We start from the raw sequence: 20,775 nt of genomic DNA, 5'->3' as shown, positions 1-20,775 counted from the left end.
CGGGCTCGGGGACGGCTTCCCTCATCGCCGCGCCGTGTCCACCAGCACTCCGGGGTTGAGGATGCCGGCCGGGTCGAGCGCGTGCTTCGCGGCGCGCAGCGCCAGGGCGAACGGTTCCGGGCGCTGCCCGTCGTAGCCGGGGCGGTGGTCGCGGCCGACGGCGTGGTGGTGGGTGACGGTCCCCCCGTGTTCGCCGAGTATCCGCATCGCCTCGGCCTTGATCTCGTCCCACATCGCGACCTCCGAGCCGCGCCGCGCCGGGGCGATGACGGTGAAGTAGGGGGCCGGGCCGTCGGGGTAGACGTGGGTGAAGCGGCAGTTGATCATCCCCGGGGCGCCCGTGACCCGGCGCACCACCGCGCCCAGGTCGCGGTGCACGGCCTCGTACAGGGCAGGGAAGCGGTCCCAGGTGCAGGCCGTCTCGAAGGTTTCGCTGATCACGCTCATCCGCGCGAGCCCGTCGCGCAGATACGGCATGCGCAGGAACGCCGAACGCCAGGCAGCGGCGGCGGCATCGCTGGACGCGGCATCGGAGGACGCGGCGTCGGCCGGGCGGTTCTCGCCCTGCGGCCCCCCGGCCGGGCGGCCGCCGTGGTCGCGCGCCAGGCCGACCAGTTCGGCGAGCCGGGCGGCGACCGGCACGTGGGCCGACTCCACGCCGAGCACGAGGACGCTCCGCCCGCCGCCGGCCACCCCTGCCAGCGCCGCCTCGCCCGGGTCGAGCAGCCGGCAGTTGGCCGGGTGCAGGCCCGACTGCGCGATGACGCGCACGGCCTCGGCCGCCACCGCGAAGTCGTCGAAGAGGACCGAGGCGGAGGCCCGGTGGCGGGGCCGGTCCTGGAGCCGCATCCAGGCCTCGGTGATCACTCCGAGCGTGCCCTCCGACCCCAGGAACAGCCGGTCGGGCGAAGGCCCCGCACCCGAACCGGGCACGCGCAACGACTCGTTGACCCCGGCCGGGGTGACCACGCGCAGGGACTGGGTCAGGTCGTCGATGTGCGTCAGGAGCGTGGCGTAGTGACCGCCGGCCCGGGTGGCCAGCCAGCCGCCGAGTGTGGAGAACTCGAAGCTCTGCGGGAAGTGGCGCAAGGTCAGCCCGTGCGGCCGCAACCGGGCCTCGAGGTCCGGCCCGAGGGCGCCCGCCTGGATCCGGGCCGCCCGGCTCGTGGTGTCGATGTCGAGCACCCGGTCGAGGGCGGAGAGGTCCAGGGACACCACACCGCCCCGCCGATCCCCCCGGTGCTCGACGCCGCCGACCACCGAACTGCCCGCACCGTAGGGGACGACGGCGACGTCCGCGCCCGCGGCCCAGTCCAGGACGTCCACCACGTCCTGTTCGGTGCGGGGGAAGGCGACCTGGTCCGGAGCGGCCGCGAGGTCGCCGTGCAGGGCGCGTACGACGTCGCGGTAGGCCTTTCCGTACGTGTGGGAGGCCCGGTCCCGCGGGGCGTCGGACATCAGCGGGGCGAGCGAGGCGGGCGGGGCGACCCGGACCCCGGGCAGGTCCAGCGCGCCGATGCCGGGCACCGGCAGCGGGGTGCCGGCCGCCCCGGGGACCAGCGCCCCGAGGGCGGCGCAGTCGCCGTCGGACAGGGCCCGGTCCTCGGTGCCCCAGCCCCACCAGGAGCGGCGCGGTGCGGACGAGCGGGGCGTGCGATCGGTCATGACGATATAACCTCTCGGTAATTTACCGCCTGGTAATTTACTCCACCGTATAGTTCGCGCCATGGACCCCACAAGCGCCGAGCGCGCACCAGCCGCCACCCCCACCGCCCCGGGGAGGCGGCGGGGCAGGCCGGCGGGGACGAAGGGCGTACCGCGCGCCGTACGCGAGGAACAGATCCTCGCCGCCGCGATGGAGGAGTTCGGCCGGCACGGCCACGCCGCCGCGTCGATGGCCTCCATCGCCCGGCGGGTGGGCGTGACGAAGCCGATGCTCTACGCCTACTTCGACTCCAAGGACGGCCTCTACCTGGCCTGCCTCGAGGACGTCGCGGCCCGGGTCCGCACGGCGGTCGAGGCGGCCATGTCCGCCGGCCCGCCGGACTCCCCCGGCGCACGCCTGCCCCACGCCGTGCTCACCGGCCTCTTCACCGCTCTCGAGGAACAGCGGTACGCCTGGTTCGTCCTGTACGACCGGTCCCTGCCGCCCGGCTCCGCCGTGCGCGCCGCCGCCCAGCGGCACCGCGAGGCCGTCGACGCACTCGCCGCGTCGGGCACCGCGGCGCTGCTCCACGACCGCGGCAACGCGGACCCGCTCGACGCGGACGCCCTCAAACACGTGTGGACGGGCACCGTGAGCGCCCTGATGGGCTGGTGGATCGCCCACCCCGACCAGTCGGCGCGGGACATGAGCGCCCGCTGCGCCCGCCTCCTGACGGCGATCCGGACCACCCCCTCCTAGGCCCTCCCCCGCCCTCTCCCATGCCGCCCGGAGGCGGCCGGCCCGCACACGGGTTCATCCGGTGATCCACATCACACACGGGAAGTGTCACGGTTCGGCGGGCCGGCGTGTCTCGATGGGCGCCCCAGGGAGAGGAGACCGGGCCGTGGCCGAGGACGCGTTCACCGAACACCGTGCGCTGCTGTTCACCATCGCCTACGAGGTGCTGGGCAGCGCCGCCGACGCCGAGGACGTGCTGCAGGAGAGCTACCTGCGATGGCGCGCGGTCGACCCGGACACGGTCGCGCATCCGCGCGCCTATCTGGTCCGCACGGTCACCCGGCAGGCCCTCAACCACCTGCGGGCCGCGAAGGCCCGGCGCGAGGAGTACGTGGGCACCTGGCTGCCGGAGCCGATCCGCACCGCGCCCGAGGTGAGCGACGACGTGATCCTCGCCGAGTCGGTGTCGATGGCCATGCTCCTCGTCCTGGAGACGCTGAGCCCGACCGAGCGCGCCGTGTTCGTGCTGCACGACGTGTTCGGCTACACGCACCCCGAGATCGCCGCCTCGGTCGGCAAGACCGAGGGCACGGTCCGGCAGATCGCCCACCGCGCCCGCCAGCACGTGCACGCGCGCCGGCGCCGCTTCGACGCGGACAGCGACGCGGCGCGCGAGATCGTCCGGCGCTTCCTGTGCGCGGCGGCGACGGGCGAGGTGCAGACGCTGATGGACCTGCTGGCGCCCGATGTCGTGCAGGTCTCCGACGGCGGCGGAAAGGCCGTCGCCGCCCGCCGCCCCATCACCGGCCGCGCCGACGTCGCCCGCTTCGTGGCCGGCGTGCTGCGCACCGCCGGCCCGGCGACCCGCTTCGAGGCCGCCACGTACAACGGCATGCCGGCGGCGCGGTTCATCACCGACGGCGCACTCGACTGGCTGGTCGCGTTCGAGATCCGCGACGGACGCATCAGCACCCTGTACGGCATCCGCAACCCGGACAAACTGCACCGCGCCGAGGCGGTGCTCCCGCTCGACCGAGGAGGTCACCAGCCGTGGAAACCATGACCGTCGAACGTGTCGTCGCCGCGCCCGTCGAGGAGGTGTTCGCCTGGCTCACCACGACCACGAACTACACGGCCTCCCCCCTGATCCTGCGCTGCCGCCTGACCCGGCGGGGCCGGGGCGCGCCGTACGGGGTCGGCGCCGTCCGCAGCCACCTCTGGCTGATCGGATGGTTCCGCGAACGCATCACCCACTACGACGCGCCGTACGCCACCGAGTACGTCGTCGAGCGCAGCCTGCCGCCGTCGCGGCACGAGCTCGGCCGCATGACGTTCACGGAGGTCGACGGCGGTACGCACGTGTGCTGGACCACCCGGGCCCAGATCAGCGTCCCGCTGGTCGGCGCCTTCCTGACCCGGCACCTGGCCCGGCCGCTCATCACCCGGACGTTCCGCGGCATCCTCGACGCGGCCGACACCGCGCTGAGGCAGGGCGCCCGTCAGCACGGGGGCCGCTGACCGCGGTCCGGGCGCCGCTGCGAGGATCGGGGCATGACAGGCATGGGGGAACGGTCGGCCCGGATCGCGTTCGGGACCACGGAGGCGACGGAGCCGGGGCGGACCGGGGCCGCCGCGGCGCTCGCCGCCGACACGGCCCTGCACGCGCAGTGGATCGCGGGGCTCGCTCTGAACCCCGCGGCACCGGACGCGGTGCTCCGGCGGGTCTTCACCGCCGACCCGTTTCCCGACGACGGCCGCTGGCTGCACCACTGCCGGCTGTCGCCGGCGCTGGCCGGGGCCGCCGCCACCCACCGCGATCCGGCGGTGCGCAGGGCTCTCGCCGGCAACGCCGGCCTGCCGGCCCCCGTGTGCGCCGCGCTGGCCGAGGATCCGGATCCGCGGGTACGCCGTACGGCCGTCATCACGGCGGGCGAGTACGGCATCGAGCTGCCGGTGGAGCTCACAGTCCGGCTCGCCACCGCGGCCGAGCCGCGGCTGCGGCACCACGCCGCGGGGCTCGCCGGGCTGCCGGACCAGACGCTGCTCTCCCTGGCCGAGGATCCGGACCCGCGCGTGCGGTCCGCCGCCATCGGCCCGTGGAGCTGGCCCCGGTTGCGGTCCGAGGTGCGGGCCGCGGCAGCGGCCGACACCGACCCCGGGGTACGCAGGGCCGTCGCCCGCGCGACCCACGTCGAGGCACCGCTCCCGGTGACGGTCGAGGACTTCCTGGCCGAGCACGACGACGCGCGCCGCCAGGACGCCGCGTACCGGTCCCCCGTCGATGCCGCGCTCGCCCGGCTCCTCGTGACGCACGAGGACAGCAGGCTGCGGCGGGCGGCCGCCAGCAATCCACACGTGCCCACCGCGCTCGCCCTCTCCCTGGCCGCCGATCCCGAGGACGCCGTCCGCCTGGCCGTCTCCCTGCGCGAGGACGTCACCGAGGAGCAGCGCGCGGCGATCGACCACACCGTGCCCGAGGGCCGTCATCCCGTACCCCCGTGGGTCGAGGACCGCTTCGGCGAACCGGACGCCCTGCGGAAGATCGCCGCCTCGTCCCACGTACTGCTGCGCCGGGGCGTCACGTGCGCGCCGGAGCTGCCCGCCGATGTCATCCGACGGCTGGCCGCCGACGACGACTACTTCGTCCGGCTGATGCTGTGCGAGAACGACCACGCCCCGCACGAGCTGCTGCTGGAGATGTTCACCGACTGGCAGGGGCTCAGCTGGGGCATGCTGGCCCACCGCCGCAACTTCGCCCGCCCGGGCCTGGCCCGGTTCGCGGCCGATCCCCGTCCCCGGCTCAGGTACGCGGCGCTCTTCGATCCCGACGCCGGCCCCGAACTCGTCGAGCGGCTCTCCCACGACGGGGAGGACATGGTCCGCATGAGCGCCGCGGCCGACCCGCGGCTGCCCCGCGCGAGGCTGACCGAGCTGCTGGGCGGCGGCAGGACGGCGTACCGGGCCGCCCTCAACCCCGCGCTGCCGGTGGACCTGATGCACCGCATGCTCGATCTCGCCGGCGTCGCCCGGGATGCCGGTCCCGGCGCCGGACCGTCCGTCACGGAGGCGGCGTCGGGTCCGGGCGGGGCGGCGCCTAGCATGGGGGGATGAGCAATCAGCGCGCGGAGAGCCTCAGTCGTACGGCCCTGATCGAGGACCTGATGGGACGTTTCCCCCAGGTGCCCCGGGAAGCCGTCATCAAGGAGGACCTCCTGCGGGGCGGCATGGCCTTCGACGAGTCCGCGCTCAGCGGCGGTGCCGACGGGGCGTCGGGCGACGTGAAGCCGAAGTCGTACTTCATCTTCTCGTTCGACCACCGCACGCTGCCGGAGCTCGGCGCGGCCGCGCTCAACCGGCCCCCGGAGGAGATCGTGCTCACCGGCGGCCCGTACGACCTGCGCCGGACCGTCGTGTCCGTACGGGTCAATCCGGACTCCCCCTACGTGGTGCGCGGCGACGAGGACGGCGTGCTCGGCCTGTACCTGGACGGCGCGCGGATCGCGGACGTCGGCCTGCCGCCGATGCCGGAGTACTACCGGCACACGCTCGCGAACGGCAAGTCGGTGATGGAGGTCGCGCCGACCATCCAGTGGGGCTACCTCGTCTACCTGACGGTCTTCCGGGTGTGCCAGTACTTCGGGGCCAAGGAGGAGTGCCAGTTCTGCGACATCAACCACAACTGGCGCCAGCACAAGGCCGCGGGCCGGCCCTACACCGGGGTGAAGCCGGTCGAGGAGGTGCTGGAGGCCCTGGAGATCATCGACCGGTACGACACCGCCGGGACCTCCCGGGCCTACACCCTCACGGGCGGCTCGATCACCTCGCAGGTCGGCGGCCGGGACGAGGCCGATTTCTACGGGCACTACGCCAAGGCCATCGAGGAGCGCTTCCCCGGCCGCTGGATCGGCAAGGTCGTCGCCCAGGCGCTGCCGCGCGACGCCGTGCAGCGGTTCCACGACTACGGCATCCGCATCTACCACCCCAACTTCGAGGTGTGGGACCGGCGGCTGTTCCAGCTCCACTGCCCGGGCAAGGAGCGGTACGTGGGCCGCGACGAGTGGCACCGCCGGATCCTGGACTCCACCGAGGTGTTCGGCCCGCGCAATGTGATCCCCAACTTCGTGGCGGGCATCGAGATGGCCGAGCCCTTCGGCTTCACGAAGGTCGGCGAGGCGATCGAATCGACCGCGGAGGGGCTGCGGTTCTTCATGTCGAACGGGGTCGTGCCGCGCTTCACCACCTGGTGCCCGGAGCCGACGACGCCGCTGGGCAAGGCCAACCCGCTCGGGGCGCCGCTGGAGTACCACATCCGGCTGCTGGAGACCTACCGGGCGACGCTGGAGGAGTTCGGCCTGAAGTCCCCGCCCGGCTACGGCCCGGCCGGTCCGGGCCGCGCGGTGTTCTCCGTCAGCTCGTTCATGGACAGCCTGGAGGGGCTGGAGGGGCTGGAGGGGCAGGAGGAGCAGGAGGGCGCGGCTTCCTGAGGCATACGGATACCGGTCCCGACGCGCACGGCGCCCGGCACGGTGCCAGGCTGGAAGGGCAGGTACGTCTCCCCTGGGAGCAGACCATGACCCCAGCACATCAGCGTGGCCCGGCGCGGTGCCGTGCGCTCGTAGCGGCGGCAGCCCTGGCCGGCGGTCTGCTGGCCGGCGCCGGGGCGGGACAGGCCACCGCCTCCTCCGCCACTGCCACCGCCGCTGCCACCGCCGCCGGCTCGGGCGCCCTCGACCGGGCGCCCGCGCCCCCGTGCCGCAGCAGCCAGCTCGTGGCGAACAGCGCCGAGCGGCTGGGCCCGGCCGGGATACGGATCACCGTCCTCAACGAGGGGCCCCGGCCCTGCGTCCTGAAGGGCCACCCGACGATCGCCCTCGCCGGCCAGGGCTCGCCCGACCGGAACAAGCCCCTGCACGTCAACCGTCAGGGCACCGCGCGTGCGGTGCAGCTGCCCGTCGGCGGCGTCGCGCAGACCGTCGTCACGTTCGCCCCGGTCCTCGGTGAGGCCGACGGCTACTGCGCCTCCGGAGGCGACCCGTTCGTCGCGCCCTCGATGGTGGTGGGCGTCGCCGGAGGCATGCTCCAGCTGGGGCCCGACGACGGCGGCGAGTTCGCGCTGTGCGGCAACAGCGTGCGCGCCACCGCGTTCCGCGCGGTCTCCTGAACCGGTCGCGGGCGCGAGCCCGACCGCCCGTGCCCGGCTCCCCGACCACCCGTACCCGGCTCAGTGCCAGGTGAACTTGTCGCCGCCCTCCCAGCGGATGACGGCCGGGTCGTCGAGGTCGGGGTGGTCGATGCCGGCGGCCCTGACGAGGCGGTACACGTCGATCACATCGTACGCGCGCCCCACCACGTCCCCGCCGATCTGGACGACCCGGAAGGGCGGGCTGCCCCGGTGCACCGGTGACACCACCACGTGCGACATGGTTCCTCCGGCGTTGGCTTCGGTCATAGTGCAGCAGCTTCGCCACTGGGCCCGCGCCTCGTCCACCCACCGCGCCGTGCGCGCGTGACGGTGTCCGCCGGTCGTGTCGGGTCAGCCCTGCCCGGCTCGGCGCTCCCCGGCGGGCTGCCCGGGGTCCGGCAGGGGCTCGCCGGTCTCCAGGAGGGTCTTCAGGCTCGCCAGGACGGGCGGCCAGCCCTCGCTGCACATGCTGCGCAGGAGTCCGTCCTCGCCGAACTCGTGGGTGACGGTCAGTTTGACCAAGTCGCCCTGCGGTTCGAGGTCGAAGGTGACCGTCGAGCGGCGCTCGGCCGCGAGCCGCGCACGCACCTCCTCGCCGACGCCGACCGCCCCCGCCCATTCCTCGGTGAAGGTGTGCCAGGTGTACGAGAGCCGGCGGTACGCGTCGCAGACGAGGACGACCTGCTCGGGGTGGGCGATGGTGACCCCGCCCTGCTTCCAGACGAGCGGGGAGCCCTTCGCCCAGTCGCTCTCGAAGGTGACGCCCCAGTAGCGGTCGGTGAAGGCCGGCTCGGTCAGGGCCTGCCAGAGCCGCTCGGGGGTCGTGCGGATGTACGTCGTGTAGAGAAACGTCGTGTTGTCCATGGGGGGTTGCTCCAGAGCTCGCTTGAGGTCCGCGAGCGCGCTCACGCGTCCACGGTCGAACCGGCTGATCCATCGTTCGGTGATGGCGTCGATCGGGGCGGCGTCGAGGTAGTGCAGCTTCTCCCGCCCCTGCCGGACCGTGGTGACCAGCCCGGCGGCCTCCAGGACGGCCAGGTGCTTGCTCACCGACTGCCGGGTCATGTCCAGCCCCGCGCACAGCTCGCGCAGGGTCTGGCCGTTGCGGTCCCGGAGCCGGTCCAGGAGCCGGCGGCGGCTCGGATCGGCCAACGCCTTGAACACACTGTCCATCGTCCACTACCCCACGTCATGCAGCCCATCGGCTGCATTTCACGTTAGGCAGCCGTTCGCCTGCCTGTCAACCGGGGCAGGCCGGGGCCGGGTGCCGGCCGGACATGCCTCGGGCCAGGCGCCGGACCTCAGGCCAGGAGCCGGACCTCGGTCCCGGATCCGGTGCCGGCCGCCTTGGTCCACCAGTGGTGGTAGCGGCTGTAGACGGCCGCCTCGCGGTCGGCGAGGAGCTCCCTCAGGGAGCGGGCCTCGGCGGCGAGGCCGTCCCAGGCGCCGGGCGGCAGGGGGTGGAAGGCCGTGGCCTCGACGCCGTCGGCCATCGGCCGCCATACGCCCGCGACGTACCCGTCCACCAGCAGCGTCGGCAGGACGTCGCCGTTGGTCCGGATCACCCGGGGGCGGTAGGCCGGGGGTATGAGGCGGCTGCGGTCGGCGTAGGCCAGCAGGGTGCTGTCCCACATCGCCATCAGGCGGGGCGGGGCAGGCGTGTCCGCGGGCGGCCGTACGGCGCCCGCGAGATCGAACAGGGTGGCGCCGTCCGCCCCCCGGAGCTGCTCGACGGCGCCGTCCAGGGCCCGCAGGGCCTCGCGGACGGGCGTCCGCGGGAGCAGCGAGAATTGCGCGACGTCCGCCACGGATGCCGGTCCGAACCCGGCCAGGTAGCGCAGGACCAGGGTCCGCAGCGCGTCGGGGTCCACCGCCCGGCCCCGGGGCGGCACGGCTCCGCTCCCGGCGGCGACGAAGTGCGGCCGGTCCCCGAACGACCACGGCGCGTCGGTCGGGGCGTGGTGCAGCGGCGCGTACGCCTTCAGGCCCCACCACGCACCGTCACGCCGGTCGGCGCCGAGCCGCTGCCCGACCCATTCCCGCACCTCTGCCGAGCTGCGCGGCCGGTCCGCGAAGGCCAGCAGCCGCGGCACCAGCTCCTCCGCGTCGGCGGGCGTCAGGCCCGCGGCCGCGAAGCGACCGCCGAGCCGGGCACCGTACAGCGTCGGCTGCAGGGCCGCGCGGAAGGCCCGGTAGTCGTCCGCGTGGACGGCGTGCAGCGTGATCCGCATCAGGGTGGCCTTGACGACGCGCCGCCCGGTGAACGCGGCGTGCAGCTCGGCCGGGGCGAAACCGGTGAGCCGGTTCCAGAGCGCGAGGAAGGGCGAGGCGGGGTGCTGCGCCTGGAGCGCCACCACGCGCCGCACGCCGTCGGCCACGGTCAACGGTGCCCGCTCCAGCAGCAGTTGGCGGCTGAGCGTGGACCGGTTGAGTTCCTGCGCGGTGATCTTCACACCGCGAGATTCTGCCGTGCCGGCCCCCGCACCCGCCAGCGCTCCCCGCCCCGCCCGCCCGGGCTCAGCGGTGGCTCGGGGCGCCGTTCAGGGCCTCCAGGCGCTGCTGGGTCAGGCGGAGCAGCCGGGGTTCGAGGGAGGGCAGGGCGCGCAGGAGCCGGACGAGTTCGGGACCGGCCTCACGGGCGGCCGCCGCGTCCTTGAGCTGGGTCCAGCAGTACAGGGCGCCGGCCGCGGCGGCCAGCACCTCCGGCGCGTCCGGGTGCTGGAGCGTCAGGCGGGTCCGTCCGGCGCCGATCCACAGCTGGGTCGCCAGCACGTAGTTGCCGGCCATCCGGGCCAGATCGGCACGGATCTCGGCCCAGTGGGTGGCCTCCGGCGAGGTGGCGCCGTGCGTCTGCAGGACGTACTGCTCCCACGCCTGCGCGAGCGTGGCCGCCTCCAGGTGCCGGCCGCGGGAGGCCAGGGCGTGGATGTACGGCCGCGGGTCCTCCCCCGGCCTGCCCGGCGGCACGGGCGGTCCCGCGGGCGCCGCGGCGGGCACGGCCGGGGAGGCGGTGGGGTGTGCAGCGCGTACCGGTTGCTCGGCCGCCTGGGCGGGCTGGTGCGCGTGCGGGTGAGGGTGCTGCTGGGCGTGCTGACGGGCGTCGGCGGTGGCCGGGGCGCTCAGTTCGCGGGTGGCGGGGAGGGTCAGGGTACCCGGCGGCAGCGCGGCCGCCGCGGCCGAGAAGGCGTGCAGCTGCACGTTGGTGGGACGGCTGGGGCTGCGGTGCAGCTGGTCGATCCAGTGCCGGGTGTACGAGCTCACCAGCTCCGCCCCGCCGGTGAAGGCCGGCGGCACGACGACGCCGTACACGTCGGCGGGCGGCAACGGCGGCAGGCCGCCGCGTTCCTGGAGCACCGGCCACGCCGCCTTGTCGGCGACGAGGTCGAGGACCACCGTCGTCAGCCCGGCGGGGCGGTGGCGCAGTTCGGTCTCCAGCCACTCCCAGGGCAGCGCCGTGTAGCGGACCGTGGACGCCGTCGTGCCCGAGAGCGCCAGGTGGAGGTCGCGCCCGCGCCGGTCGAGGGTGAGCCGGCCCGTCAGGTACACCAGCAGCGGGCCGGACGTCGCGGCGGCGGCGCGCAGCCGCATCAGCACCGTGTTCGGGTCGCGCGCCCCGTCGAGGTAGGTGGTGTCGCTCGGGACCTGGCTGCCCAGGAGCACCCACGCCGGTACGACGCCGATCGCGGCCAGGTTCGCGCTCGGCGCGACCTGAACGGCGCGGCGCCGTACGGCGGCATCACCCGCTATGAGAAGAACGTGCCCCCGCTGCTCCGGGCCGGTCCAGTTGATGTGCATGTGCAGAAGGTACTCACCCGATCGACGGGTTGCCGCCTCGCGGCGGTCGCTCCCCCTTCCCGGCCGCGGTGGTGGGGGTGCGCAAGGGCCGGATCACGACGCCCACGAGCCGGTCGCGGGGGACGAATCCGAAGTGGCGGGAGTCCAGGCTGCGGGCCGGGTTGTCGCCCAGGACCAGGAAGCGGCCCGCCGGCACGGTGGCCCCCAGGCGGGCGGCCAGCGGGGCCGGAACGGGGTCGCCGGGGGCGGCCGCGATCCGCTTGACGACCAGCCCCCCGGGCCCGGGCGGCGGCTGACGCAGCACCAGCACCTCACCGTCCCGGTACGGCCGCACCGGCGGCGGGCCGGGCGAGCGGCCGGCCGCGACGGCGGCGGCCGGGGACGGCGGCCGCAGGACCACGACCTGCCCCCGCGTCAGGCGCCGGAACCGGCGGCGCACGACGAGGACGCGGTCGCCGTCGTGCAGGGCCGGTTCCATGCTGGCGCCGGTCACGGTGACGGCGAGCACGCGGTCGCGCAGCAGGCGGCGTACGAGGGCGGCGCTCACGTGGCCCTCCCCCGGACCGCGTCCGGCCCGGCGGCGGGGTCGCCCGCATCGGCCCGCCCGGCGGCCGGGTCGCCCGCCCCGGCCCCGCCGGTCGTCTCGTAGCCGCGCGCCTGGAGGCGGAAGAGGCGGGCGTAGGCCCCGTCGTGGGCCAGGAGGTCCTGGTGGCGGCCCGTCTCGGTGATCCGGCCGCCCTCCAGCACGGCGACCGTGTCCGCGTCGCGCAGGGCGCCGAGGCGGTGCGAGATGAGCAGCCCGGTGCGTCCGGCGCGGTGCCCGCGCAGCCGTTGGTGCACGGCGTGCTCGGCCTCCGGATCCAGGCCGGAGCTGGGTTCGTCGAGGACGAGCAGGTCGGCGTCGTCGCGTACGAGCGAACGGGCCAGTGCCAGGCGCTGCCACTGGCCGCCGGACAGCACCAGGCCGGTGGTCGCGTCCTCCTTGTCCCGCTCGCTGAAGAAGATCCGGCTGAGCAGCGTGTCGTACCCGTGCGGCAGTGCGGTGAGCGTGCCGTGCGCCCCGGCGAGGCGCGCCGCGCGTTCGACGCGGGGGCCGTCGTCGAGCGCGGACAGATCGCCCAGCGCGATGTTCTCGCGGGCCGTGAGGTCGTACTCCATGTAGTCCTGGAAGGTCGCGCCGATCCGCCGGCGCAGCTCCTGCGGCGACAGCTCGCGCAGGTCCACGCCGTCCCAGAGGATCCGGCCGCGGGTCGGGTCGTAGAACCGGCAGAGCAGTTTCACCAGGGTGGACTTCCCGGCCCCGTTGAGGCCGACCAGACCGACGGCCCGGCCCGCCGGGATGACCAGGTCGACGCCGCGCAGCACCCACGGGTGGCCGGCGCCGTAGCGGAACCACACGTCGCGGAACTCCACGCCGTGCCGCAGCGGCGGTACGGGGCGGGGCCGCGCCGGGACGGGCAGGTCGGGCGGTGCCTGGGTGACGGCGGTGAAGTGGCGGAACATCAAGGTGGCCTGGTGGGCGCGGGCCAGTTCGAGGGCGAGGTTGGCGAGGGCGGCCTGTACGGCGGGCAGGGCGGCGACGAGGATGGTGACGTCGCCGACGGTGACACGGCCGGAACGGGCGGACGCCACGGCCCACAGCAGGCCCGATCCGGCCACCACGGCGGAGAGCAGGGACAGGCCGGCCTGGACGAGGAGTTCCTGCCGGTCGAGGCGCTGCTTGGCGGCGTCGGACGTGCGGCGCTCCGCGATCATCCGCTCGCGCAGGAAACCGCCCACGCCGAAGAGCCGTATCTCCTTGGCGGCCCGGAGGTTGGTGAGCAGGGCGCTGTAGAAGAGCTCGCGGCGCTCCGCGGGGCCGACGTCCCAGGTCATGGCGGCCCGGCGGCGGCTGAGCACGAGTTCGGCGCACAGCACCGGAACGCCGGAGGCCAGGACGGCCGCCGCCATCCAGGGCCCGAGGAGGGCGAGCGCGCCCAGGAACCCGGTGAGGGTCACCAGGGCGCCGGTGATCCCGATGGCGCTGTCGGCCGCGTCGAGGGGGGCGGTGCCGCCGGACTGCTGGGCGAGGCGCAGCCGGTCCAGGAAGCGGGGGTCCTCGAAGCGGGGCAGGCCGACGAACCGGTCGACGGCGGTGTGCAGTTCGCGCTGGGACGTCAGGCCCACCGCGCGGCGCAGCTGCGCCCGCACGTACTGCAGGAGCTGCGGGACGACCGCGACGGCGACGACGCAGCCGACCAGCAACAGGGCCAGGGGGGCGAGGTCGGCGAGGTCGGCGGGGGCGGAGACCAGGCCGAGGCCGGATCCGGTACCGGTGGCCGTCTCCGCACCCGCACCGACGCCGGCACCTGCACCCGCGCCCGCGCCCTCTACGAGGCGGTCGAGGACCGTCTTGAGCAGCCAGGCGGCGGCCACGGGGGCCGCGGCGCCGGCGACCGTGAGCAGGGCGCAGACGGCGAGTCCGGCGGGGGCGGCCCGGTGCACCAGGCGGATCGCGGCGGCCAGGACGCGTGCGGCGCCGGCCGTACCGCTCGCGTCCTGAGCGGGAGGCCGCACACCCGGTCCGCCGTCCGCGCCGTCCGCGGGGGGCCCGCCGGATACGCCGGCTGCCCCGGCGCCGCCCGTGTCGCGCCGGTCCGGCATCGTCGGACTCATGCCGCGGCGGGGAGGACGGAACGCGGCCAGGTGTCGGCCTCCGTCACCACCAGCCTGCCGTCGGCCCCCCGGCCGACGCGCGCGCACGTGGGGAAGGCGCGGACGGCGAAGGCGGTGGCCACGGGGCCGTCCTCGTCCTCGCGGACGGCCGGTACCACGCTCGCCAGCGAGGCGAGCATCGGCGCACAGGCGCGGGCCTCGCCCACGACCACGGCCAGGACCCGGCCCCGCTCCGCCTGCGGGTGGTCCGCGAGTCCCGCCACGAATCCGGGGAGCTTCTCCTGACAGGGCTTGCAGGTGGGCGAGAAGAACGCGACGAGGGTGCCGTCGGCCAGATCCTCCTGGGTGAGCGGACCGCGGCCCGTCGCCTCCGTACGGAAGGACCCGACCATCGCGCCGGCCGGGAGGACGGCGTGGTCCGGCGCCCCGGACCCGGTCCGGTCCAGCCGCGCGAGCCGTGCGAGCTGTTCGGAGTGTTCGCGCAGCCGCCGGATGACACCCAGCGCGAAGACCAGGTTGAGCAGGGACAGGACGCCGACTGCGGCGACGCCCGCGGCGAGGTAGCTCACGGTGGGAATTCCCTTCAGGACAGCGGCCGGAAGAGGCCGACGAGATCGTCGAGTACGGCGGCCGGCAGGCCCAGGACCGCGCCCGCGCCCAGGGCCGGCACGACGGCGGCGGCCGGGGCCCCGGGCCCCGGCCCGGCGAGGACCGTGGCGGTGAGGCCGTATCCGGCGACGGCGAGCAGGACGGCGTTGCGCACGAGGTGGACCCGGCTCAGCGGCGTCGAGGACGGGCCGAAACACCGGCAGGCCGCGCCGGTTCCGGCCCGCAGCGCGGCGGCGACGACCACGGTGAACGCCGCGAGGAGTACGGCACCGAGGGCGAGCCCGAAGGCCCCGGACCCGGGTACCGCGAGTGCGGTCGCGGCCACCGCCTCGGCGGCGACGACGAGGGCGGCGACCGGCCGGGCGCGGCCGGCGAAGGCCGGGGCGAGCGTGCCCACCGAGTCGGTGAACTCCTCGAACGCCCGGCGGCCGCGCACCTTTCCGTGGACGGACAGCGCGAACACGAGCAGCAGGCAGCCGCGGCTGCCCCACGCGGTGGTCTCCCAGGCGGTCGCGGCATCCATGGTGTGCGCTCTCCTCGTGTGCGGGTGGCGGCGTACGGCGCCTGCGGCGTGTACGGGACGGCACCGGGCGCGGCAGCGGGGTGCGGTGGCCCGCACCCCGCCGGATTCCCCCGTGTTCCCCCGATGTCCCCCGTGTTCCCCGTACTTCCGGCGTCTCCCCCGTGGTTCCCGTGCTCAGCCCGCCGGTTCAGTGCTTCCGGTCAGCGGCAGTCGGCACAGCTGTGGAAGCGGTAGGCGGTGCAGCTGCCGTCGGAGCAGCACGTGCGTACCTGCCACCACTCGTAACCGGTGGAGGCGCAGCCGCTGCCGGTGCTGCCGCGCACGCAGCGGAATTCCGGCCAGCAGGAGGCCGCGGCGGCCTCCGCCCTCGGGACCAGGCGGTCGACCAGGGTGTCGGACATGTGCTGGAGCCACTGTCGCATGAGGTGTCCTTCCGTTCGCCGTGACAAGTGCCGTGAGGCATCGCCATCGTGGGCGGCCGGGTATGGACGAACCTTGGCCGGATCTTGAATTGGCTGGTGGTGCGGTATGCGCCAAGACTGGGACCCGGCGGACGAAAGGGGTGCGGTGGCGATCGGGTTCGGTGTCCTCGGCGAGGTCCGGGCGGACCGGGACGGCACTGCCGTGGACCTGGGCCCGGCCCGGCAGCGCTCCGTGCTCGCGGCGCTGCTCGTGGACCTGGGCCACCCGGTGGCGGTGGACGCGCTCATCGACCGGGTGTGGGGCGCGCGTACGCCGCAGCGCGTGCGGCCGACGCTGTACAGCTACATGTCGCGGCTGAGGCAGGTCCTGGCCGTGGACACGGCGCCGCCGCCCGCCGGGACCGGCCCGGAGGCCGACGCCGGCGGTGCCCCGGCGGCGCTGGAGCGCCGCCCCGGCGGATACGTCCTGCTCGCCGGCCCCGACGCGGTGGACGTCCACCGGTTCCGCCGGCTGGTCGCACGGGCGCGCGACGCGGACGACGACCGGGCCGCCGAGCTGTACGGGCGGGCCCTCGGCCTGTGGCGCGGCGAGCCGTTCGCCGGCGCGGACACCCCGTGGTTCAACTCGATGCGCGAGTCGCTCCTCGGGGAGCTGCACGCCTGCCGGCTCGAGCGCGCCGATGTGGAGCTGCGCCGGGGGCACCATGCCGCACTCGTGACCGAGCTGGCCGCCGGGCACGACGCGCATCCGCTGGACGAGCGCCTGGCCGCCCAGTACGTACTGGCGCTGTACCGCAGTGGGCGGGCCGCCGACGCGCTGCGCTGTTTCGAGCGGGTACGGCGGGCGCTGGCCGAGGAGTTGGGCAGCGACCCGGGACCCGCGCTGCGGCGCCTGCACCGGCAGGTCCTCGCCAACGACCCGGCGATCGGCGCGCCGGGCGAATCGACCGCGTTGCCCGGCACCGGCACCAGCCCCGGAACGCCCGACACCGACACCGGTACCGGCACGCCCGACGCCGCCGACCCGGGAGCGGCGGGGGCCGTGGTCCCCGCCCCCCGCTCCCCCGTGTCGCCCGAGCACACCGTGCCTCGGCAACTGCCCGCCGCACCACGGTGGTTCACCGGACGCGAGCGTGCGCTGGCCGAGCTCGACAAGACCGTGGACGGAGCCGCCCGGCCCGGCGCGGCGGTGCCGGTGTGCGTCGTCAGCGGCAGCGGCGGCATCGGGAAGACCTCGCTCGCCGTGCACTGGGCGCACCGGAACACGGACCGGTTCCCCGACGGGCAGCTCTACGTCGACCTGCGCGGCTTCTCACCGTCGGAGGAACCGCTGGCGCCTGCCGCGGCCGTCCGGGTCCTCCTCGACGCGCTCGGCCTGGACCCGGCTTCGGTGCCGGCGGACCAGCAGGCACTGGCCGGCCTGTACCGCAGTCTGGTCGCCGGCCGGCGGATGCTGATCGTGCTGGACAACGCCGCGGACGCCGAGCAGGTGACCCCGCTGCTGCCCGGCAGCGCCGACTGCGCGGTCCTGGTCACCAGCCGGCACCGGCTGACCGGGCTCGCCGCGACCCAGGGGGCGCACCTGATACCGCTGGACGTGCTGACCTCGTCCGAGGCGCGTGACCTGCTGGGCCGGCACCTGGGCGACGAGCGGCTGGCCGCCGAGCCCGAGGCCGTCGCCGCCGTGCTGGAGCACTGCGCGGGGCTGCCGCTGGCCATCAGCGTCGTGGGGGCCCGCGCGGCCGCCGGGGACGGCTTCCCGCTCGCGGCGCTCGCCGAGGAACTCCAGGACCAGTCGGCCCGGTTGGACGCCCTCGACGCCGGGGACCTGTCGGCGAACGTACGGGCGATCTGCCGGGTGTCGTACCGCGCGCTGTCCGCCGCGGCCGCGGAGGTCTTCCGGCTGCTCGGAGCGGCGGTGCCCGGCCCTGAGATCGGGCTGGCGGCCGCCGGGAGCCTGCTGGGGCGGACGCCGGCCGCGACCCGGGCGGCGCTGCGCGAGCTCGAGATGGTGCACCTGGTGCAGCAGCCCGTGCCGGGCCGGTACCGGATGCACGACCTGATCCGGCTGTACGCCGCCGAGCGCGCCGGCGAGGACCAGGAGCGGGCGTCGCGCGAGCGGGCGCTGCGCCGCGTCCTGGACTTCTACCTGCACACCGCCTACGCCGGTGACCTGATCCTCGGTCCGTTCCAGCACCACCGGCTGGAGCTGCCGGCGCCCTCGGAGGGGGTCAAGCCCCAGCCGGTGGGCGCCCAGGACGCCGTCATGGCCTGGTTCCGGGCCGAGCACGCGTGCGTGCACGGGGCGCAGCGGCTGGCCGAGCGGCAGGGGTGGGACACCCTGGTGTGGCAGCTGGCCCGGGTCCTGGACGGGTTCCTGTGGCGGCAGGGGCGGCTCCACGACCACATGGCCCTGTGGCGCACGGGGCTGGCGGCGGCCGAGCGGCTCGGCGACGCCTTCGTACGCGCCTGGGCGCACCGGCGGCTGGCGCACGCCTGCGCCCGCTCCGGCGACCACGACGGCGCCGTCGACCACGCCGGGCTGGCGCTGGTGGCCGCGGAGGAGGCCGGCGACACCGGCGAGCAGGCACGCATCCACGACGTGATCGCCTGGTCGTGGGGCCGCCGGGGCGACGACCGGCAGGCCTTGACACACGTCCGGCACGTCCTGCGGCTCCAGCGCCTGGGCGACGATCCGCTGGCGCTGGCGAACGCGCTCAACGCCGTGGGCTGGTACGAGGCCCGGGTCGGCGACCACGAGGAGGCGCTGGCCCGCTGCGAGGAGGGCCTGGAGATCCACCGGCGGCACGGGTTCCGCGACGGGGAGGCCTGCACGCTCGACAGCCTGGGGTTCATCGCGCACGCGGCGGGGCGGGACGGCGAGGCGCTGGCGTACTACGGGCGGGCCCTGGCCCTCTTCCACGACCTCGGCAACCTCTACGAGGAGGCCAACACCCTCGACAACCTCGGCGACGTCCACCTGGCCCTGGACCGGCCCGACGAGGCCCGTCTCCACTGGCGCCGGGCCACCGGCCTGTACCGGGCGCAGCACCGCGCCGAGGACGTCCGCCGCCTCCAGGACAAGGTGGCCCGCGCGTCCTCCTGACCCTGCGCCAGAAGGCGCCGGGAGATCCCCCGTCCGGAGATCTCCCGTCAGAACAGCCCCGTCAGGACAGCCCGGTCAGACGGACGGACGCGATACGGCCCAGGGAGTCGAAGTCGACCTCGGCCGCGTTGCCGTCGGGGAGGGCGGCCGTGACGCGGTGCTCGTCCTCGCGCTGCGGGAGGCCGTGGTGGTCGAAGTAGCCCGTCACGACGCGCCGGGGCGAGCGGCCGATCAGGCCGGCGGCGGTGATGAGGGTGCGCGGGAGCGCGACCGGGTCGAGGGCGGCGCGGGGCACCTGGGGATCGTCGGGCAGGAAGTAGACCTGGGTGGCCGGGCCGGCCGGAACGCCGATGTAGCCCGGGGCACCGGTCACGCCCATCCCTGCGAAGGCCAGCGTCTCCGCCGCCCGGCGCGGGTCGTCGAAGCCGGACAGGTCGAGCACCTCCTCGGTGAGCTCGCCGATCCCGTGCGCCCGTCCGTACCGTTCGGCCCGCTCCGCCAGGGCGACCACCTCGGTGCCGCGCAGGCCGGGGTTGGCCCAGCCCCACATCCAGGACCGCTCGTCCATGTCGTACGTGCCCAGGACGGCGACCCGCAGCTCCAGGTCCCCCTGCCGGTAGACGCAGGACGGCAGGTCCGCGGTCCAGGGGCCCTCGGGGAGGAAGCCGGTCAGGGTCTCGAGCTGCGCGGCGCCCCACGCCGCATGCCGCTCCGCCTCGAGCAGGAACGATTCACTGAAGTGCGTCACCATGGTCCCCGACCCTACTGCCGCGACCGGCCGGCCGTGATCACGGGGCCCTTCGGGCCGTACGCGCACCGGTCGTCCGTGCGTATGCTGACGGCCATGGTGGAGCTGGAGCGGCTGCGGGCCGATCACGCGCAGGCGCTGCTGGCGTTCGAGCGGGAGAACCGGGCGTACTTCGCACGGTCCGTGCCGGACCGCGGGGACGCGTACTTCGCCGGCTTCGCCGCCCGGCACCGGGCCCTGCTCGACGAACAGGACGCCGGGCTCTGCCACTTCCATCTCGTCCTGGACGCCGACGGCGACGTGATCGGCCGGGTCAACCTCGTCGACGTCGACCCGGAGGAGGGCGTCGCCGAACTCGGATACCGGATCGGCGAGCGCGCCGCGGGCCGGGGCGTGGCGAGGACGGCCGTCGCGCAGGTGTGCCGGCTGGCGGCCGACGACTACGGGCTCGTACGGCTCACCGCGATGACCACCCTCGACAATCACGCGTCCATGGCGGTGCTGCGCCGCTCCGGGTTCACGGTGGCGGGCGGGACCGTCATCGACGGCCGCCCCGGCGTGCGGTACGCGCGCCCGCTCGCCGGGACGGCGTAGCCGGGCGGGGTCAGCGCACCGGGCAGGCCTTCCACGAGAAGTGGTACTTCGTGCTGATGCTGCCGTCGGTCGAGTCCATCGCCATGAAGCTGTTGGTGGTGGCGGAGTCCGAGGTGCCGGCGTTCGTGAGCAGCTCGGTGTTGATGTTGAAGTTCCGCTTCTCGCCGCAGGGCGCGTAGACGAGGGCCTCCAGGCCCGCCGTGTCGGACACCTGCCAGTTGCCCTGCTGCGGCCCCTGGAAGCTGTGGCTGCGGTACTGCGTCTGGGACATGCCCTGGAAGTAGTAACTGGCCTTCTGCTGGCCGCTGGCACCCTGCGCCAGGCTCAGGAAGCCGCGGTAGTCGGCCTGGGCGATGGCGTAGGTGAAGCCCTGCGGGATGTTCACGCGGAGGCCGAGCTGGCAGTTCTTGCGGAAGTCGATCGGCTGGGCGCCCACACCGACCTGGGCCAGGTACTCGCTGTACGTCACGGTGAAGGCCGTGTTGTCCGGCGAGACGGCGACGGAGGCGGTCCCCGGCCGGCAGCCCGAGCCGTTGACCTGGACGAGGTCGATGGTGACCGGCTCGGTCGGTCCGGGGAGGGGAGCCCGGGGCGGCGCCGCGGCGGCGGACGGTACGAGGGCGGCGGCGGCGAGTACCGCGGCCGTGGCGGCGGTGAACACCGTTCTGAGCATGAGAGGTCCTTTCCGAACCCTGGTCCCGGTGAAGTCTCGGAGGTCACCACAGCCACCACGGCCGCCACAGCCTGCGCAGTCGCCA

20 protein-coding genes are annotated in these 20,775 nt (G+C 75.0%); 8 read left to right on the top strand and 12 right to left on the bottom strand.

The genetic code is table 11. From position 1 onward, the window contains the following. Positions 1-21 precede the first annotated feature (21 nt). The gene (locus ACZ6KO_RS25965; RefSeq protein WP_469306415.1) at positions 22-1,665 is read right to left on the bottom strand and encodes an FAD-binding oxidoreductase; all 1,644 of its coding nucleotides are present in this window, start codon (positions 1,663-1,665) and stop codon (positions 22-24) included. A 61-nt stretch (positions 1,666-1,726) separates the two neighbouring features. Here ACZ6KO_RS25965 and ACZ6KO_RS25960 point away from each other — a divergent pair, with 61 nt between their 5' ends. From ACZ6KO_RS25960 to ACZ6KO_RS25935, 6 genes are all read left to right on the top strand, one after another. Beyond that, positions 1,727-2,404 carry a TetR/AcrR family transcriptional regulator gene (locus tag ACZ6KO_RS25960; RefSeq protein WP_469306414.1) on the top strand — a complete coding sequence of 226 codons (678 nt, stop codon included), beginning with the start codon at positions 1,727-1,729 and terminating at the stop codon, positions 2,402-2,404. A gap of 145 nt (positions 2,405-2,549) precedes the next feature. Then, a complete protein-coding gene (locus tag ACZ6KO_RS25955; RefSeq protein WP_469306413.1) occupies positions 2,550-3,446 on the top strand; it encodes an RNA polymerase sigma-70 factor in 897 nt (298 codons plus the stop codon). Beyond that, positions 3,434-3,901, top strand: coding sequence for an SRPBCC family protein (locus tag ACZ6KO_RS25950; RefSeq protein WP_469306412.1), 468 nt, complete (start codon positions 3,434-3,436; stop codon positions 3,899-3,901). Before ACZ6KO_RS25955 ends, ACZ6KO_RS25950 begins: the two co-directional genes overlap by 13 nt. 33 nt (positions 3,902-3,934) lie before the next feature. Continuing rightward, on the top strand, positions 3,935-5,494 hold the full coding sequence (locus ACZ6KO_RS25945; protein ID WP_469306411.1) for a HEAT repeat domain-containing protein: 1,560 nt from the start codon (positions 3,935-3,937) through the stop codon (positions 5,492-5,494). After that, a complete protein-coding gene (locus ACZ6KO_RS25940; protein WP_469306410.1) occupies positions 5,491-6,867 on the top strand; it encodes a radical SAM protein in 1,377 nt (458 codons plus the stop codon). The genes ACZ6KO_RS25945 and ACZ6KO_RS25940 overlap by 4 nt, the downstream gene beginning before the upstream one ends. A gap of 86 nt (positions 6,868-6,953) precedes the next feature. After that, positions 6,954-7,544, top strand: a complete 591-nt coding sequence (locus ACZ6KO_RS25935; protein ID WP_469306409.1) for a DUF4232 domain-containing protein — start codon at positions 6,954-6,956, stop codon at positions 7,542-7,544. Between the two features lie 60 nt (positions 7,545-7,604). On the opposite strand, the gene ACZ6KO_RS25930 is transcribed toward ACZ6KO_RS25935, so the two are convergent. The 9 genes from ACZ6KO_RS25930 to ACZ6KO_RS25890 all read right to left on the bottom strand — a co-directional run bounded on the left by ACZ6KO_RS25930 (position 7,605) and on the right by ACZ6KO_RS25890 (position 15,569). After that, positions 7,605-7,832 carry a hypothetical protein gene (locus ACZ6KO_RS25930; RefSeq protein ID WP_469306408.1) on the bottom strand — a complete coding sequence of 76 codons (228 nt, stop codon included), beginning with the start codon at positions 7,830-7,832 and terminating at the stop codon, positions 7,605-7,607. 84 nt (positions 7,833-7,916) lie between these two features. Then, positions 7,917-8,738 carry an ArsR/SmtB family transcription factor gene (locus ACZ6KO_RS25925; protein WP_469306407.1) on the bottom strand — a complete coding sequence of 274 codons (822 nt, stop codon included), beginning with the start codon at positions 8,736-8,738 and terminating at the stop codon, positions 7,917-7,919. Between the two features lie 128 nt (positions 8,739-8,866). After that, positions 8,867-10,018 (bottom strand): winged helix DNA-binding domain-containing protein, encoded by a 1,152-nt coding sequence (locus tag ACZ6KO_RS25920; RefSeq protein WP_469306406.1) that lies wholly within the window; start codon positions 10,016-10,018, stop codon positions 8,867-8,869. Positions 10,019-10,082: 64 nt separating this feature from the next. Further along, positions 10,083-11,360, bottom strand: coding sequence for a hypothetical protein (locus tag ACZ6KO_RS25915; RefSeq protein WP_469306405.1), 1,278 nt, complete (start codon positions 11,358-11,360; stop codon positions 10,083-10,085). A 13-nt stretch (positions 11,361-11,373) separates the two neighbouring features. Then, on the bottom strand, positions 11,374-11,907 hold the full coding sequence (locus tag ACZ6KO_RS25910; protein ID WP_469306404.1) for a S26 family signal peptidase: 534 nt from the start codon (positions 11,905-11,907) through the stop codon (positions 11,374-11,376). Continuing rightward, positions 11,904-13,916: an ABC transporter ATP-binding protein gene (locus ACZ6KO_RS25905; protein ID WP_469306403.1), complete on the bottom strand. Its 2,013-nt coding sequence runs from the start codon at positions 13,914-13,916 to the stop codon at positions 11,904-11,906. The genes ACZ6KO_RS25910 and ACZ6KO_RS25905 overlap by 4 nt, the downstream gene beginning before the upstream one ends. Positions 13,917-14,011: 95 nt before the next feature. Beyond that, positions 14,012-14,584, bottom strand: a complete 573-nt coding sequence (locus ACZ6KO_RS25900; RefSeq protein ID WP_469306402.1) for a TlpA family protein disulfide reductase — start codon at positions 14,582-14,584, stop codon at positions 14,012-14,014. A gap of 14 nt (positions 14,585-14,598) precedes the next feature. Beyond that, the gene (locus tag ACZ6KO_RS25895; protein WP_469306401.1) at positions 14,599-15,147 is read right to left on the bottom strand and encodes a MauE/DoxX family redox-associated membrane protein; all 549 of its coding nucleotides are present in this window, start codon (positions 15,145-15,147) and stop codon (positions 14,599-14,601) included. Between the two features lie 200 nt (positions 15,148-15,347). Further along, entirely contained in the window at positions 15,348-15,569 is a 222-nt protein-coding gene (locus ACZ6KO_RS25890; RefSeq protein WP_469306400.1) for a hypothetical protein, read from the bottom strand. Positions 15,570-15,675: 106 nt separating this feature from the next. Between ACZ6KO_RS25890 and ACZ6KO_RS25885 the strand changes: the two genes are divergently transcribed. Then, complete coding sequence (locus ACZ6KO_RS25885; RefSeq protein WP_469306399.1) at positions 15,676-18,675, top strand: AfsR/SARP family transcriptional regulator; 3,000 nt, start codon at positions 15,676-15,678, stop codon at positions 18,673-18,675. 61 nt (positions 18,676-18,736) lie between these two features. Here the strand turns inward: ACZ6KO_RS25885 and ACZ6KO_RS25880 are convergent, their stop codons facing one another. Further along, entirely contained in the window at positions 18,737-19,426 is a 690-nt protein-coding gene (locus ACZ6KO_RS25880) for a DUF6882 domain-containing protein (protein WP_469306398.1), read from the bottom strand. Positions 19,427-19,519: 93 nt separating this feature from the next. Between ACZ6KO_RS25880 and ACZ6KO_RS25875 the strand changes: the two genes are divergently transcribed. Beyond that, complete coding sequence (locus ACZ6KO_RS25875; protein WP_469306397.1) at positions 19,520-20,017, top strand: GNAT family N-acetyltransferase; 498 nt, start codon at positions 19,520-19,522, stop codon at positions 20,015-20,017. 10 nt (positions 20,018-20,027) lie between these two features. On the opposite strand, the gene ACZ6KO_RS25870 is transcribed toward ACZ6KO_RS25875, so the two are convergent. Then, complete coding sequence (locus ACZ6KO_RS25870; protein ID WP_469306396.1) at positions 20,028-20,690, bottom strand: DUF4360 domain-containing protein; 663 nt, start codon at positions 20,688-20,690, stop codon at positions 20,028-20,030. Between the last annotated feature and the right edge of the window lie 85 nt (positions 20,691-20,775).

This window comes from Streptomyces sp. NPDC042102, from assembly GCF_055582305.1.
This window is presented reverse-complemented; position numbering and strand designations above follow the sequence as displayed.